At 64.8% G+C, this 14,732-nt stretch carries 12 protein-coding genes; 8 read left to right on the top strand and 4 right to left on the bottom strand.

Annotated elements, in window-relative coordinates; translation table 11 throughout:
* Window positions 1–143: 143 nt before the first annotated feature.
* Window positions 144–3,404 carry a TonB-dependent receptor gene (locus MNO14_RS04915; RefSeq protein WP_241945632.1) on the top strand — a complete coding sequence of 1,087 codons (3,261 nt, stop codon included), beginning with the start codon at window positions 144–146 and terminating at the stop codon, window positions 3,402–3,404.
* A gap of 115 nt (window positions 3,405–3,519) precedes the next feature.
* On the top strand, window positions 3,520–4,908 hold the full coding sequence (gene ppnN / locus MNO14_RS04920; RefSeq protein ID WP_241945633.1) for a nucleotide 5'-monophosphate nucleosidase PpnN: 1,389 nt from the start codon (window positions 3,520–3,522) through the stop codon (window positions 4,906–4,908).
* Between the two features lie 24 nt (window positions 4,909–4,932).
* Here ppnN and MNO14_RS04925 read toward each other — a convergent pair whose 3' ends face one another.
* The gene (locus MNO14_RS04925; RefSeq protein ID WP_241945634.1) at window positions 4,933–5,952 is read right to left on the bottom strand and encodes a histidine kinase; all 1,020 of its coding nucleotides are present in this window, start codon (window positions 5,950–5,952) and stop codon (window positions 4,933–4,935) included.
* A 213-nt stretch (window positions 5,953–6,165) separates the two neighbouring features.
* Here MNO14_RS04925 and MNO14_RS04930 point away from each other — a divergent pair, with 213 nt between their 5' ends.
* From MNO14_RS04930 to MNO14_RS16660, 6 genes are read left to right on the top strand one after another with little or no spacing between them, the layout of a single operon-like run.
* Window positions 6,166–6,627 (top strand): GspH/FimT family pseudopilin, encoded by a 462-nt coding sequence (locus MNO14_RS04930; protein ID WP_241945635.1) that lies wholly within the window; start codon window positions 6,166–6,168, stop codon window positions 6,625–6,627.
* On the top strand, window positions 6,618–7,121 hold the full coding sequence (gene pilV / locus MNO14_RS04935) for a type IV pilus modification protein PilV (RefSeq protein WP_241945636.1): 504 nt from the start codon (window positions 6,618–6,620) through the stop codon (window positions 7,119–7,121). The genes MNO14_RS04930 and pilV overlap by 10 nt, the downstream gene beginning before the upstream one ends.
* Window positions 7,122–7,159: 38 nt before the next feature.
* Entirely contained in the window at window positions 7,160–7,972 is an 813-nt protein-coding gene (locus tag MNO14_RS04940) for a hypothetical protein (RefSeq protein ID WP_241945637.1), read from the top strand.
* Window positions 7,969–8,550, top strand: a complete 582-nt coding sequence (locus tag MNO14_RS04945; protein ID WP_241945638.1) for a PilX N-terminal domain-containing pilus assembly protein — start codon at window positions 7,969–7,971, stop codon at window positions 8,548–8,550. The genes MNO14_RS04940 and MNO14_RS04945 overlap by 4 nt, the downstream gene beginning before the upstream one ends.
* Window positions 8,551–8,553: 3 nt before the next feature.
* Entirely contained in the window at window positions 8,554–12,234 is a 3,681-nt protein-coding gene (locus tag MNO14_RS04950; protein WP_241945639.1) for a PilC/PilY family type IV pilus protein, read from the top strand.
* Between the two features lie 2 nt (window positions 12,235–12,236).
* Window positions 12,237–12,665, top strand: a complete 429-nt coding sequence (locus tag MNO14_RS16660) for a type IV pilin protein (protein ID WP_305879409.1) — start codon at window positions 12,237–12,239, stop codon at window positions 12,663–12,665.
* Window positions 12,666–12,778: 113 nt separating this feature from the next.
* On the opposite strand, the gene MNO14_RS04965 is transcribed toward MNO14_RS16660, so the two are convergent.
* The 3 genes from MNO14_RS04965 to MNO14_RS04975 form a co-directional block, all read right to left on the bottom strand.
* A complete protein-coding gene (locus MNO14_RS04965) occupies window positions 12,779–13,168 on the bottom strand; it encodes a hypothetical protein (protein WP_241945640.1) in 390 nt (129 codons plus the stop codon).
* Window positions 13,169–13,370: 202 nt separating this feature from the next.
* On the bottom strand, window positions 13,371–13,565 hold the full coding sequence (locus MNO14_RS04970; RefSeq protein WP_241945641.1) for a hypothetical protein: 195 nt from the start codon (window positions 13,563–13,565) through the stop codon (window positions 13,371–13,373).
* A gap of 94 nt (window positions 13,566–13,659) precedes the next feature.
* Window positions 13,660–14,220 carry a helix-turn-helix domain-containing protein gene (locus MNO14_RS04975; protein WP_241945642.1) on the bottom strand — a complete coding sequence of 187 codons (561 nt, stop codon included), beginning with the start codon at window positions 14,218–14,220 and terminating at the stop codon, window positions 13,660–13,662.
* Between the last annotated feature and the right edge of the window lie 512 nt (window positions 14,221–14,732).

Consider the following 14,732-nt stretch of genomic DNA (forward strand, 5'->3'; position numbering starts at 1 on the left):
CACGCCCCGCTACCGTGTTAACCTGTTCTTAACCACTCGCGCGGTAGCGCGCGCCGTGGCAGGGGACCCCACTCGCTTACCGACCTGACTTTCGCCGCGCCGTGAGGCGCGCGCCGCTATCCACGCATCGAGGCTAACCACCCATGAAACACCCGAATCGCGCCCGACTTTCCAAATTGTCGCTTGGCCTGATCGTCGCACTCGCCGCTGCGCCTGCCTTCGCGCAGAGCACCTCCGCCGGCGTCGGCGGCCAGGTCACGGGCGCTGGCGGCCAGCCTGTCACGGGCGCCGAAGTGACCATCGTCCATACCGAGTCGGGCACGGTCAGCCGCGCCACCACCGATGCCAGCGGCCGCTACAACGCGCGCGGCCTGCGCGTCGGCGGTCCCTACACGATCACGATCACCAAGGCGGGCGAGGGCACTAAGACCGAAGACAACGTCTACCTGTCGCTGAGCCAGATCAGCACGGTCAACGCCTCGCTGGACAACGACATGACGACGCTCGGCACCGTGGTCGCCACGGCGATCGGCGGCGGCTCGGAAGTCTTCAGCGCCACCAAGATGGGCACCGGCACCAACGTCAACCGCGACGTCATCGAGGCGCTGCCCTCGGTCGGCGGCAACATCCAGGACTACATCCGTCTCGACCCCCGCGTCGCCCAGGTCAACAAGGCGGACGGCCAGATCTCGGTGGGCGGCCAGAACCCGCGCTACAACGCGATCCGCGTCGACGGCGTGTCGGTCAGTGACACTTTCGGCCTGGAAGACAACAACCTGCCGACGCGCCGCCAGCCCGTCGCCATGGACGCGCTCGAAGCGATCAACGTCGACATCTCCAACTACGACGTGACCATCGCCGGCGCGACCGGCGCGGTGATCGATGCGGTCACCAAGTCGGGCACCAACGAGTTCAGCGGTTCGGTCTACGGCGCCTATCGCGACGGCGACTGGTTCGGCAAGGACCCCGAAGGCTTCAAGTTCGACGGCTTCGAGAAGGAGCAGACCTACGGCGTGACGTTTGGCGGCCCGATCGTGAAGGATCGCCTGTTCTTCTTCGCCAACTACGAGAAGCAGGAATGGAAGGCACCGGGCTCGAGCCTGGCCGACAGCGCCGTGGGTACCGGTGCGATCTCGCAGGCGCAGGTCGACGAGGCGGTCCGGATCGCCCGTGACGTGCACGGCTTCGACGCCGGCGGCCTGGGCGACACCGACGGCAGCACGACGATGGAAGAGCGTGCAGTCAAGATTGACTGGAACATCACCGACAACCATCGCGCCAGCTTCCGCTACAGCGAGGTCGACCAGAGCCAGCTGCGGACCCCGTCAACCAGCGGCACGATCATCAACCTCAGCTCGACGCACTACCAGCAGGAAAAGTCGATCAAGAACTACGTCGCGCAGATGTTCAGCGACTGGAGCGAGAATTTCTCGACCGAGTTCAAGGTGTCCTACCGCGACTACGTCTCCGAGCGCGTGAGCCCGAACACACTCGCCAACATCAAGATCTACTTCGAAGGTGACGAGGCCAACCCGACCGGGCGCTTCATCCAGATGGGCCAGGACGTCAGCACCCCGCTCAACCTGCTCACGACCGAGACCTGGACCGGCTACGGCGCCGGCGTGCTCTCGTTCGCCGATCACGAACTGAAGTTCGGCGTCGACTACAGCACCAACGACGTCTACAACATGTTCGTCCAGAACGCCTACGGTACCTACGAGTTCTACGAGAGCGGTCTGCTCGCCGAGGGCAACTTCGCCAGCGGTCGCTGGAGCACCTACCAGCTGCACGCCCCGCAGCCGGGCGCGAGCATCGACTCGGTCGGCGCGGCGTTCAAGTACAAGGAACTCGGCCTGTTCGTGCAGGACACCTGGTTCGTCAACAACAACCTGACCCTGACCTTCGGCCTGCGCGCCGACAAGCCCAGCGTCGGCGGCCGCCCGGGCTTCAACCAGGCCGCGCTCGACGCCTTCGGCTACGACAACAGCTACGCGCTGGGCAAGGACGAGTGGCTGGTGCAGCCGCGCTTCGGCTTCAACTACACCTTCGACAGCGAGCGTCCGACGCAGCTGCGCGGCGGCATCGGCCTGTTCCGCGGCACCTCGCCGCAGGTGTGGTTCGGCAACGCCTACAGCAACACCGGCCTGAACTACGTCCGCTACGACCTCGAGCTCGGCGACGATGTCGACTGGCGCACGCTGCCGTTCGAGCCCAACGGTCTCGACCAGACCCGTCCGTCGGGCGCGGCCGCTGGCGGCGAGATGAACGTCAACTTCGTCGGCCCCGATTTCGAGCAGCCTTCGGTGTGGAAGGCCAACCTCGCCATCGATCACGAACTGCCGTGGTACGGATTGGTCGCGTCGGCCGAATTGCTGGCCACGCAGGTCAAGAGCGCGCTGTTCTACCGCAGCATCAACATCGGCGAGTCGGTCTTCAAGGGCCCCGATGGGCGCGACATGTACTACGACCCGGCACGCATCGGCCGCAGCTGGACCTCGGGCTCGAACCGCTATCGTCGCAACACCGATTTCGGCCAGGTGTTCTTCCTGGACAACACCGACAAGGGCGAGAGCCAGCAGTTCACGCTGTCGCTGGAAAAGCCCTGGTCGCCTGACGGTCACTGGTCCTGGAACGTGGGTTACACGTTCACCAATTCGAACTCGGTCAGCGACATGACCAGCTCGACCGCCGGCTCGACCTGGAACTACAACTACATCTTCAACGCCAACGAAGACGTGGCCTCGACCTCGCGCTACGAGATCCGGGATCGCTTCTCGGCGTCGTTGAACTGGCGTCACAACTTCTTCGGTGACTACAAGACCTCGGTTGGCGTGTTCTACGAGGGCCGCACCGGTCGTCCCTTCAGCTACGTCTTCACCAACGACGCGAACGGCGACGGCCGTGCCGGAAACGACCTGTTCTACGTCCCCAACGCACCGGGCGACGTGCTATTCGGCAGCCTGAGCGCGACGGGTGTGTTCACGCCGGATCCGGCGATGGAAAGCCGGTTCTTCGAGTGGCTGGAGCAGAACCAGGATCTGCAGCGTTACCGCGGCGGTCATGTCGACAAGAACGGCGGTCGCGCCAGCTGGGTCAACAGCTTCGACATCCGTGTGAGCCAGGAACTGCCGGGCTTCTTCAACGGCCACAAGTCGGAGATTTGGCTGGATATCATGAACGTCGGCAACCTGATCAATTCCGATTGGGGTCACATCTACGACTACGGCTTCTTTGCCAACCGTCGTGTGCTGACCGCCGCCGGGATCTACGACGGCAAGTACGTCTACAGCAACTTCGATCCCAGCCGCGTCGAGCCGCCGACCATCGCCAACAACTCCAACAGCATCGGCAACACCGGCGTGTCGCAGTGGTCGCTGCAGTTGGGCTTCCGCTACAAGTTCTGATCCGACGCGCTGTCAGGCGTCAAGGGAAACGGCCGGGGAAACCCGGCCGTTTCCGTTTGTGCGGGCGGCTGCGCTACAGTGCCGCACCTGTGAAAACAAGACGAAGAAGACGCAGATGAGCGAGACGAGCGTGGCGGCGACGGGGCTGCCGGTGGTGAATGCCTACGTGTACCCGCGCGGCGGGCTGGATGTGCTGTCCCGCGACGAGGTCGCGCGCCTGAAGGACGCCTCCAGCGGCGGCATGCACGACCTGCTGCGGCGCTGCGCCCTGGCGGTGCTGACCAGCGGCAGCGCGTCCGACGACCCGCGCGCGGCGCAGGAGCTCTACCCCGATTTCGACATCCAGGTGCTGCAGCAGGACCGCGGCATCAGGATTGAACTGATCAATGCGCCCGGCATGGCCTTCGTCGACGGCCAGATCATCCTCGGCGTGGCCGAACTGCTGTTCGCGGTGGTCCGCGACCTGGCCTACACCGCGATCGAGCTCGGTCCCGAGTACGCGGCCGACCTCGAGTCGTCGTCTGGCATCACCAATGCGGTGTTCGGCCTGCTGCGCAATGCGCGCCTGCTGCAGCCCGGCGACCCGAACATGGTCGTGTGCTGGGGCGGCCACTCGATCAGCCGCGCCGAGTACGACTACACCAAACTGGTCGGCTACCAGCTCGGCCTGCGCGGCATGGACATCTGCACCGGTTGCGGCCCGGGGGCGATGAAGGGCCCGATGAAGGGCGCCAACGTCGCCCACGCCAAGCAGCGCCAGTACCCGGCGCGCTACATCGGTATCACCGAGCCGGGCATCATCGCCGCCGAGTCGCCCAATCCGATCGTCAACCAGCTGGTGATCATGCCTGACATCGAGAAGCGCCTCGAGTCGTTCGTGCGCCTGGGTCACGGCATCATCGTGTTCCCCGGCGGCGTGGGCACCGCCGAGGAAATCCTCTACCTGCTGGGCCTGCTGCTGCAGGAGGAGAACCGTGACATCCCGTTCCCCTTCATCCTGACCGGGCCGACGGCGTCGGCGCCGTACTTCGAGCAGATCGACCAGTTCATCCGCCTGACGCTGGGCGAAGAGGCCGCGTCGCGCTACGAGATCATCGTCGCCGACCCGGAGAAGGTCGCCAAGCGTATGTCGGCCGGCATCCGCAAGGTCAAGGAGTACCGGGTCGCGCACAAGGACTCGTTCTACTTCAACTGGTCGCTGACGATCCCGCTGGACCTGCAGCGCCCGTTCGTGCCGACCCACGAGGCGATGGCCGCGCTGGACCTGCACCACGGCCGGCGCCCGCACGAGCTGGCGGCGGACCTGCGCCGGGCGTTCTCGGGGATCGTGGCCGGCAACGTCAAGGAAGACGGCCTGCGTCGCGTCGAGGAGTACGGCCCGTTCCAGATCCACGGCGACAGCGACATCATGCAGTCGCTCGACGCGCTGCTGCGCGCATTCGTCGAGCAGCGGCGCATGAAGATCTCCGGCGAGTACCACCCCTGCTACGAAGTCATCGCCTGAGCCTGACGGCCGCCGTCCGGCGCGTCAGGCGCCGGTCGGCAGCGTGACCGTCGCACTGAAGCCGTCGGCCTCGGGACGGGTCACCAGCGAGGCCCCCGGTGCCAGCGCGGTGAGCCGCGCGCGCACCGCATCCAGTCCGATGCCGTGGCCGCTCGACGCGGTCTGCGCCTGCGCCGCGCGCGGATTGCCGATCCGGATCGTGACCTGACCCGGCTGCACCGACACCTCGATCTCGACCGTGCCGCCTTCCAGACGCGGCTCGACGCCATGCTTGATCGCGTTCTCGACCAGCGGCTGGATCGCCAGCGCCGGGACGGGCGTGGCAGCGACCACGGCCGTCGTCTCGGGCAGCGTCCAGCGCACGTCCAGCCGATTGCCGAAGCGCAGCGATTCGATCTCCAGGTAGCGCCGCACGAGCGCCAGTTCCTCCGAGAGCGGGATCACGCCCGGGCCGCTGAAGGCAGCGCGGAACAGGTCGGCCAGGTCGAGCAGCAGGCGCTCGGCTTCCTCCGGGCGGTCGTGGACCAGTGCCGCACCGGTGTTGAGCGTGTTGAACAGGAAATGCGGATGCAGACGCGCGCGCAGCAGTTCGAGTTCGGCGGCATCGGCGCGTGCCGACGACTGCAGCGCCCGCCAATAGTTCTGGTAGATCAGCAGCGCCAGCAGCCCCGCGATCGCGGCCAAGGCCACGACCCGCGCCAGAAACCGCAGCGGCGGCTCGGCGGCCATCGGCCCACCGGCAAGCTGCCAGCCGGCCCAGGCGACGCTCGAGGCGACGACCACCAGCAGCGCGAGCATCGCCCAGGACCAGGACTGTGGCGGCAGACGCAGCAGCAGCGGGCGCGCGAGCCGCACCGCGCCGAGCAGCATCAGCACGATCCACAGCACCGCCAGCGACGTGAGCCCGAACCGGATGGGCCAGTCGGCATCCAGCGGCCGGGCGAGGCTGAGCATCGCCGCCAGCGCCTGGCTCGACAGCACCACCGCGACCAGCACGGGCGCGGTGAACAGGGCGAGTAGCGGGTGGGGCCGGGGCGCGGGCATGGGGTCTGACAGAAGGGACGGGACCACCATCGTGCCGCAAACCGTGCCGGCGCGACCGTTCGGCGCGCCGCAGCGACCATCCGTCGGCCACCGCTGGCATCCGGGCCGGGCGACCTCTAGTGTGCGGCCGATCGGATCGGGGGTGCTATGCGCAGTGGTGGACGTGGCCCGCAGGGGCGCATCGAAGCGGGCGGGTTCTCGCTGGTCGAGCTGATGGTGACAGTCGCGGTGCTCGCGATCCTGTCGGCCGTCGCCGTACCGTCGATGACCGGCCTCATCAATGCCAACCGGCTGTCGAGCACATCGAGCGATCTGGTGGCCGCCGTGCAGTTCGCGCGGTCGGAGGCTGTCCGCCGCAATGTCCGAGTCAAGCTGTGCGGCACCGCCGACGGGGCGACCTGCACCAAGGCGGCGGGATGGTCCGGTTGGCTGGTCGTCGACGAAAGTGGCGACGAGCCCGAAGTGCTGCGCACCCTGGTCGCGCCGGAGAGCCTCCAGATCAAAGGCCCGGCCAACGGTGTCGTGTTCCGGCCCTCGGGCCTGCTGTCGGAGGCATCGTCGCTGACCGTGTGCATGCCCACCACGAACCCCTCGAGCAACCAGCGCGTGATCAATATCAACGTCAGTGGAAGCGCACGCAGCAGCAGCAAGGACGGGAGGGGACAATGCGCCTGACCGGATACCCAAGACGCACCCTGATGTCGCCGCGCGGTCAGCGCGGTGTGAGCCTGATCGAGGTGCTGGTCGCCGTCGTCGTGCTGGGGATTGGCCTGCTCGGCACTGCGGCGTTGCAGACGGTCGCAATGCGTGCGGGCCAGAGCTCGCTGGAGAGCAGCATGGCGGTGGTTCAGACCAACTCCATCATCGAAGCGATGCGCGCGAACATTGCGCAGGCCAGCAGCTACAACATGGCAATGACGTGTAAGGTCCCGACCGCAGCTAACACATTGGCCCAGCGCGACCTGCGCGACTGGATGATCGCACTCAAGACCACCGTAGGCGCCGGTGCGGCCAACGCCGCCGGCGGCGCGACGGCCGCTGCCCTGGATACGACCACCTGCGCCAGTATCGACGGTTGCCCAGGCGCCTGCTCGGTCATCGTGCAGTGGGACGACACGCGCGCCCGTGGCGATGCGAAGCGTCAGATCGAAATGGTGACGCGGCTATGATCCGGCCCGGTGTCCAGGCGCGCGGCCGCGCCGCCGGCATGGCGCTGGTCGAGCTGATGATCGCCATGGTGCTGGGGCTGCTCGTCGTCGGCGCCGCGTTCGCGATCTTCCTGTCCAACCAGCGCAGCTATACCGCGAACGAGGATCTGAACCGGATCCAGGAGAATGCGCGGATCGCGCTGGACCTGATCGCACGCGACATCCGTGCCGCGGGCGGCTCCGCCTGTTCGAGCGCGTCGGAAATCGCCAGCTCAGACAGCAATGCGCTGTTGTTCCGTGACAGCCCGATCTCGGGCGATGCCAGCACGTTGCGAGTTGCGTCGGGTGAGGATGCTGCGTACAAGATCGCGTCCGCATCGACCACCAGCCTGACGCTGGCCCCCGACCAGCTCACCAAGGCGTCCAACGTATTCAGCGCGGGTGACGTGCTGCTGCTGTGCAACGCGCGCAAAACCTTCGTCGTCACCGCGACCGCCGTCGGCGATCAGACCATCAGCTTTGCTGCGCTGCCGTCCGGATACGACTTCGCGGCCGACCCCTATGCGTCCCTGGCGACAGTGGCGCTGGCGCGGTTTCGCGACGTCACCTGGTCTGTCGCCAACAACGCCAACGGCAAGCCGTCGCTGTTCGTCAAGCGCGGCGCCGCCGCCTCCGAGGAAGTGATCGAGGGTGTGCAGTCTGTCGCTTTCTCGTATCTGGACAGCAGCACCGGCCAGTACTCGGCGGTGCCGAACTTCGCGAACGTGATCGCAGTGCGGGTCGAACTCGTGCTGCAGGGCGCGGCCGTCGATGGCAGCCCGCTGCTGCGGCGTGCATCGAGCGTGATCAGCGTGCGTGGGAGAGCCCTATGACCGTTTCAGGACGATGGATGCCGTCAGGTGTTCGCCTTGCGTCCGGCCGCGCTTCCGAGCGCGGCATTTCTCTGATCGTGGTGATGGTGCTGTTGGTCATCACCGCGCTGCTGGGTATCGCGATCCTGCGCAGCGCCACGCTGCAGGAGCGCATGAGTGCGAATACCCGCGACCGCGGGCTTGCGTTCGAGGCCGCTGAAGCGGCCTTGCGTTACGCACAGCAGAACGTGCTCGACGCCGCGCCCGATACCGAAACGCCCAACCTGACCTGGGCCAGCATCGTGCCGACCGCCACGCACTGCACCAACCTGGGCGTGTGCCCGACCGGGTCCGCCGCTGCCTGGAAGCCCGTACCCATTGAGGCATTCAACACCAAGGGTCTGGTGTCGCAACCGGAGTACTGGATCGAGTACCTGGGGACGGGGCCGGGTTATCAAGGCAGCTGCGAGGTGGTCCCTGTGCCGCTCGATTGCCAGAGCCCGATTTTCCGCATCACCGCGAAAAGCCAGGCTGAGGGGCGTGCAGAGGTTGTGCTGCAGGCCAATGTCGTCAGCCGCATTCCGCAGCCGGGAGCCTGAAGCATGTCCGTCTCCCTTCCTGTGCATCGTCGCGCAGCCACTTCGCAGCGCCGCTGGTGGTCCGGGCCGACAGCTTGCCTGGTGACGTTACTGGCGCTGCCTGCCAGCGCGGGGATCACCATCCCCGACGATCCGTTGACCACCGCCAGTCGCGTCGCGCCGAACATCCTGTTCATCCTCGACGATTCGGGGTCGATGGCGTTCGAGACGATGCCGGACAACCCGCCGAGCACCTCGACGCCGGATGTCTCGGACTACGCGTACACGCGCAACTCGCTGGCCTACGACCCGGCGCGGAACTACTTCACCTGGCGCCGGGCCGACGGCAGCCGCATGACGGGCGGTACGAGCTTCAACGCGGTCTACGGCAGCTTCAACCTCGTGGGCGGGGGCACGATCAACTTGGCGAGCGGGTCGAGCTGCCGGCGCTACAACCGCAACAACTCCAATGCCACGACCGACGAGTTCTCGTCGGGCGGCACGCAGGTATGTGGTGGCGTGCAGACGTTCTATGTGCCAAAGGACAGGTCGCAGACGTCAGCGGCCTATCTGGGCAATGGCGAGAACTACTATCGCTACCAGATCACTGCCGACGACGTCATCCGCAGCGAGTACGGCGCGGCGCAATCGGGATCGGGCAATGCGACCGGGTTTCCCATCAGCAACCTGTCGCAATCGGCCGGCAACTGGCTCCGCTACAGTGTGACCGTGCCTGCAAACACCCAGACGCTCCGGGTCACGACGTCTGGAGGACTGTTTTCAGGTAATGCCGATCTGTATGTCCGTCCTGGCGCGGCCCCGACGCTGACCACATTCGAGTGTCGTTCGAGCTCGCTTCTTACGAGCAATAAGGAATGCCTGATCTCTTCGCCGAGTGCTGGTGCCACCTATGAGATCGGGGTGTATGGAGGCGGTTTTTTTGGCTTTTCGGGCATCACCCTCAACGCACAGATCACCACCAACAATCGCTGCGGTACCGGCACGGCCGCTCGCGACTGGATCAATTGCCAATCCGCGACTCCGACCGGCCGCAGCGTCGCGGCCGAGCAAGCGAACTACGCGACCTGGTTCTCTTATCACCGCACCCGCATGAAATCGGCCAAGGCAGGCGCGTCGGAAGCATTCAATGATCTCGACAGCAGCGTCCGCGTGGGCTTTCGCACCATCTGGGATCGCAACAGCTTCGATATCCCGGTCACCGACGGCAATGATGGCCGCTTTGTCGACAACCCGAGTGGCCAGGGGACGAGCGCCACGACCTCGCGCTCGACGTGGTACGACCGGATGCAGAACGCGATCGGCTACAACGGCACGCCTCTGCACGGCGCGCTCGATTCCGCCGGCCGCTACTTCAGTCTCGCGGATGCGAAGGGACCTTATGGTCCACAGGCGACATCCGGCCAGTTCTCGTGCCGTCAGAACTTCGCGATTCTCACGACTGACGGTTACTGGAACGACACGAGCACTAACTACGGTACCAAGGTCGGCAACCAGGACGGCGTCGCAGGCGAGAAGATCACGGGTCCCAACAACCAGAGCTATCAATACAGTCCGAGCGCGCCCTACAAGGATGACTACACGAATACGCTCGCTGATGTCGCGATGCGTTACTGGAAGGCCGACCTGCGGACGGATCTGGTCAATAACGTGCCGAACAACTCGGCCAACCCTGCCTTCTGGCAGCACATGGTGACGTTCGGCATCTCCATCGGCCTCAGTGGCAACAAGCCGTGGTCGAGCGTCGCCGCAGTGCCGTCGAACGCCACCTGGGAAGATCCGACGGATCGCGAGGATGCCGACCGCATCGACGATCTGCTGCATGCAGCCGTCAATGGCCGTGGTGCGTTCGTTGCCGCTTCCAACCCAGAAGAGTTCAGCGCAGGGTTGCAGAGCGCGCTGTCGGTGATCTCGGCACGTACCAGTTCTTACTCGAACGTGACTTCCAACTCGGTGTCGCTCGATACCGGCAGCCAGATCTTCAATGCCAGCTATGTGTCCGGTACGTGGAGCGGTGCGGTCACAGCGCGCGCGGTGACGCCGGCCGGCGTGGTGAATGCGGTCAGCTGGACGTCTTCCATTACCGAGGATTGGGCGAATCGCAAGGTCTTCACCGTCAGCGGGGGCGCGGGCGCCAACTTCCCGAGCACCGCGCAGGTCACCGCGTTGGGACGGCAGGGCGGCGTATCGAGCTTCCCGGTGACGGGCGTCGACAACGCGAACTATCTCCGCGGCCAGCGGACGCTCGAAAACAACCGCGGGGGCGTGCTGCGCAACCGGACGTCCGTTCTGGGAGACATCGTCGGCTCCTCGCCGGCGTATGTGGCAGACACCAACACCCTGTACGTCGGTGCGAACGACGGGATGCTGCATGCCTTCGACGCGGCGACCGGACAAGAGCTGTTTGCCTACGTGCCGGGTATCATCGACATCTCCGCGTTGTCGACGCTGAGCCGGCCCGACTACACACATCGCTACTTCGTCGACGGACCGGTGTCGGTCACCTCGCGGGCACTGACGCCAGGGAAGAATCTGCTGATCGGTACGCTCGGCCGCGGCGGCAAGGGGGTGTTCGCACTTGATGTGAGCGCACCTCGGACAGCGACCGCCGCGAGCGTCTACAAGTGGGAGCTGCGCGACACCGCGACCGGTACGGATGGCAACATGGGGCTGGTGCTGGGTAAGCCGCTGCTGTCCAAGGTTGCCGGTAACCGGGTCGCAGCAGTACTGGGCAACGGCGTCAACAGTACGCGCGAGCGGGCGGTGCTGATCGTGCTCGATGTCGAGACCGGGGAGATCATCCGGCAGATCGATACCGGCGCGGGTTCGACGCAGGCGCCAAACGGGCTGTCGGCACCGGTCGGCGTCTACAGTGCCGACGGACAGACGCTCGCCTACGTCTACGCGGGCGACATGCTCGGTAATGTCTGGAAGTTCGATCTGACCAGCACCAATGCGACGCAGTGGAGCGCCAAGCGGCTGTTCACAGCCCAGGATGCGAACGGCACCGCGCAACCGATCACCGGCGCGCCGACCGTCGCCACCAATCCGACGACCCGCAAGCGCTGGGTGTTTTTCGGCACCGGTCGCTACCTCACGGCCGAGGATGCCGACGCCCGGAATACCGCGGTGCAGACGCTCTACGGCCTGATCGACGACGATCCTGCGACCCCGCCAACCCGCGCGAACCTCAAGCGGCGCACGATCACTGTGCAGAGCACGAGCGTTAACGGTTTCGACGCGCGTGCATTCGAAGCGCGCACCGCGTTGCCGGCCAATGCGAAGGGGTGGTACATCGACCTGCCTGGCAGTGGCGAACGGATCGTCCAGGATGCACAGATCGTGTCTTCGTTCCTGGTCACGGCCAGCGTGATGCCATCGGGCAATGCCTGCGATGCCGGCGGTTCTGGCTACATCAATGCGCTCGACGCGTTCACCGGCACCAGCGCCGGTGGCTCGTACTTCGACCTCGATGGCGACGGGAAGACAGACGATGCCGCTGTGAGCTCCTCCAGTGGCCGATTGCCGGTTGGCTCGGTCAATCCCGGCGTCGGCATGCCGACACTGCCCAACCTGCTGCGCGGCCGTCTTGTGGTCGGCGGCACCGGCGGCCCTGAGGTGCGGACGATCGACACCTCGCGTCCGCGCTGGGATCGCGTATCGTGGCGCGAGCTCCGAGGAGACTGACGATGACGCATGCGTTCTTCGCCCGCTGGCATGCGCGCCGTCGCGCGCAGACCGGTTTCTCGCTGATCGAATTGATGATCGTCGTTGCGATCATCGGCATCCTGGCCGCGATCGCGTATCCGACGTATACGCAGCATATCGTCAAGACCCGCCGGGCGGCGGGCACTGCATGTCTGATGCAGGCGGTGCAGAAGATGGAGCGCTTTTACACGACCAACCTAACGTACACGGGTTCTCCGTCCAGCTTCCCCTGCGACAACGACGTGGCGACGTTCTACACCGTGAGCCAGGTGTCGGGCTCCGCTGGTGCCAGAACCTACAAGCTCAGCGCGGTTCCCAAGGGGGGGCAGGAGAATCAGGACAAGACGTGTGGCACGTTGACCATCGACCACACGGGCGCGCGTACCCCGACAACCAGCGAGTGCTGGTGATGTTATCCAACCGCAGGCACTTGTCTACGGAGCAGGGCGGAGCGGTTGGCGGTCATGCATCGTATGCCTCCGCTTTGCGAGCAAGTGAGCGATTGTGGACGTCGAGCTAGCCTTCACGCCGCCCACCTGCCTGCTGCGCTTGTCTCCGCCTGCATATCGGCAGCTTCTTCACTCTCTCGCTGTAATCGATCTTCAGCCATATCGCGCAGCCGAGCTTCGCGGGCTTCGCCATGGACTTGCGCGAGTCGATACAAGCGGATGAGAAGGTCTGAGCCGAGGAGGTCGGACGGCTCCACTTGATGCAAATCAGCAAGTGCGCGCTCGATGGCGCTGTAGTGCTCGCCATCGAAGGCGCCGTCGTTCCAGCTGTCCGCTTCCTCGACCGAGCTGGGATCGGTACGCAGTTGCTCGACGAGCTCATCGATCCGCTCGTTCTCGGCTTCTTGACGCTCGACTTGCGAGAGATGGGTATCTAGGTCCACGGAGATCGCGCAGTGCCACATCTATCTGCTCCTTAGACGCCGGCTCCTCCGGCTGCCTCAACTATAGGCTGACCTATATACTGGGTCAATAGGTGAACCTATGACGCCGGGCCAGGGCCTTGCGTGAACAAGGCCACAGGCAGCAGATGCTTACTTGATGATCTAACTCGCCGAATCAGCGTGAGAGATCGAAAATTGGCGAAAAGCGCGGACGCGTTCTACATCAACAGGCGGGTAAACAGTCAGGCAAACTGGCCCCTGTTTCCGCGGCGTCCACATATCCATGCATGCGACTCAGCAGGTCGTCCAGCTGCGGATCGGTCAAGTCCGACAGGTAGCGAACGCCTTTTGTCACTAAGAAGTGGCGTACGGCAATCTGCCAGTTGTAGGCGTTCGCGATGTGCATGATCTCGTGCATCTTGGTAGCACGGGGTGAGACGTCAACTGCTTCAAGCGCAGTCCAATCCGCAAGAGCGGAACGAATCGAAGACAATCTAGGCGACTGAGGCCCGTTAGGCGCGCTTTCGTGTCCGACCAAGCGCAGGTCGCGCGGAACCCCCATTTTTCTTTTCGCGCGCTGCGCCACCAGTTGAGCCATCCTTTCTATCCTTTGATCCCTGTCCAACACGATCTCCTGACTGCACTCGTTGCACAAAACGTTCGGCATCAGCAGGGGAGGCTTCAAGCGTGTCTCCCTCCAGCACCGCCTCCAAGGCGAGGGCCAGAAGCTCCGCATCCTCTGGATCGGCAGGGTCCAAAGGGTGCGGATCGACGAGCGAGGTCTCTGCCAATCGAGCCGCGGCGCGGATGATGTCGGCGTTCAGTCGCTTGGGCTGCGACTGATCGCTCTGACCCGTCATGATCCACATCGGGCTGACACGAAGGTACTTGGCAGCAGCCATCAGGTTGTCCGCCATGATCATGGCAGTCGCAGGCTTTGAGTCGGTGTCGTTGAACCACTGGTTGATCGACGGCTGGCTCTTGCCGCATGCCTTGGCAAGCCCGAGCTGCGACAAGCCATGAGGCTTGCCCGCGTCGAGCTTCTCTTTGATCCGTTTGGCCCAGGGCTGCATTAGGCCAGCCTACCTAAACCGGATATAGGTTGGCCTATTGACCTCTGAAATAGGCAAGCCTATAGTCAGGCCATGGACGCAGCCAAGATCATCAACTTGTTAGGCGGGACAGTCGCGGTGGCCCGGCTATGCGAAGTCAAGCCGCCTTCCGTCAGTGAATGGAAGCGCAAAGGAATTCCTCGCGCACGGCTTCAGTACCTGCGCGCGATCAGACCTGATGTCTTTGTCGATCGGGCTGCTCGTCGTCGAAAAGCCCAAGTCGCGAAAAGGAGCTCTGCCAGCTCGCTCTTGCCCCCCACCGACCTTCAGGCAGGAACCACATCTAGGCCCGGTCGTCAGGTCGTCCCCGTTCCGTCTTTGGCTATGGATCAGCATTGAGTCGAAACACATGCGAGACGTTGGTCAGCAGGTCGATCTTCGGCCGCTGGAGCCATCTGTGCGCGCAGAGCTAGTCGAGCTTGTCAGCAACTGATTCGGGCAGCCATTGCGGGTGCCATAGGAAGGATCGCAGC

The organism is Luteimonas sp. S4-F44, from assembly GCF_022637415.1.
Lineage (GTDB): Bacteria > Pseudomonadota > Gammaproteobacteria > Xanthomonadales > Xanthomonadaceae > Luteimonas.